At 66.6% G+C, this 1,562-nt stretch carries 2 protein-coding genes; both read right to left on the bottom strand.

Annotated features, from left to right (window positions below; translation table 11 throughout):
* Positions 1-759: dihydroxy-acid dehydratase (locus HXX15_RS23065; protein WP_296519246.1), on the bottom strand; the 759-nt coding region annotated here is incomplete at its 3' end.
* 33 nt (positions 760-792) lie between these two features.
* Positions 793-1,562 (bottom strand): aldehyde dehydrogenase family protein (locus HXX15_RS23070; RefSeq protein WP_296519247.1); only part of this gene is annotated, 770 nt, incomplete at its 5' end.

Below are 1,562 nucleotides of genomic sequence, written 5' to 3' on the forward strand. Positions count from 1 at the left end.
CTCATGGACCATCTCGGCGATGCGTCGCCCGGTCTCGTACGCCATCTGTCCACGTTCGCGGTAAGGCGCCGGGATGGCCGAGCATCCGGTCAGCGACAGGCCCAAGGCTTCCGCCAGCGCGTTCATCGTCGACGCGGTGCCCATGGTGTTGCAGTGACCGACCGAGGGCGCCGACGCCGCTGCAATCTGCAGGAAGGTCGCTTCATCGATCTGGCCGGCCGCGAGCTGCCGGCGGCCTTGCCAGATGGCCGCGCCGGAGCCGACCAGCTGGCCCTCGAACCAGCCGTCGAGCATCGGTCCGCCCGAGAGCACGATGGCCGGGATGTTCACCGTGGAAGCGGCCATGATCTGCGACGGTGTCGTCTTGTCGCAGCCCGTGGTCAGGACCACCGCGTCGATCGGGTAGCCGTGCAGGATCTCCACCAGGCCCATGTAGGCCAGGTTGCGATCGATGGCGGCCGTGGGGCGACGACAGTTCTCGAAGATGGGATGGGTCGGGAACTCCATGGCGATCCCGCCGGCGTCGCGTATGCCATCACGAACCCGTCGGGCGAGCTCCAGATGCACGCGATTGCAGGGGCTGATGTCGCTGCCCGACTGCGCGATACCGATGATCGGTCGGCCCGAGCGCAATTCGTCCGGCGTGACGCCGTAGTTCATGAAGCGTTCGAGATAGAGCGCGGTCATGTCGATGTGATCAGGATTGTCGAACCAATCCTGCGACCGGAATCGCGACTTGCGTTTGGCGTCTTGTGTCATTGTTCTTGGGCTGCTGCGTTGATGGCGTGCCGATCAGTTCCGCACCCGTTGGCCGTCGACCAGTCGCCACAGGCGAAGCGGGTTGTCATCGACGAGCGCCGGCGCCAGCAGTTCGGGCGGCATGTCCTGATAGCAGACGGGCCGCAGGAAACGCTCGATGGCCAGCGTGCCGACCGATGTCGTGCGGCTGTCGGAAGTGGCCGGAAACGGGCCTCCATGAACCATCGCGTGGGCCACCTCGACGCCGGTCGGAAAGCCATTGAAAAGGACGCGTCCGACCTTTCGTTCGAGCACCGGCAGCAATCGTTTCGCGTTTGCGTGATCGCCTGCGGCGAGGTAGAGGGTGGCCGTGAGCTGGCCCTCCAGGTGCTCGGCGACAAGGCGCAATTCCTCGATGTCGCGACAGGCCACCACGACGCCCGCCGGCCCGAAGACCTCCCGCTCGATGCCGGTCGTTGCGAACAGCGTGGCCGCCTGCGTGGCAAACAGCGCCGGCCGGGCGGCGAAGCCGTTTTCGGTCGACGCGGCCTTGCCGAGCGCCACCGTCGAAACGCCACCGAGCATCGCCAACTGCCGCACGCCCGATGCGTAGGCGGCGTGGATGCCGCTGGTCAGCATGGGCGTCGATGGTTTGTCCGACAGTGCCGCCGCCGCGGCTTGCCGAAAGCGTTCGAGCGCCTCGCCCTCGATCCCCAGCACCAGACCCGGGTTCGTGCAGAACTGCCCGGTGCCGAGCACCAGCGAGTCGATGAAGGATCGCGCGATCGACTCGGCATCGGCGGCGAGCTTTTCGGGCATCAGGA

This window comes from Rhodopseudomonas sp. (assembly GCF_013377015.1).
Classification (GTDB): Bacteria; Pseudomonadota; Alphaproteobacteria; order Rhizobiales; family Xanthobacteraceae; genus JARJEH01.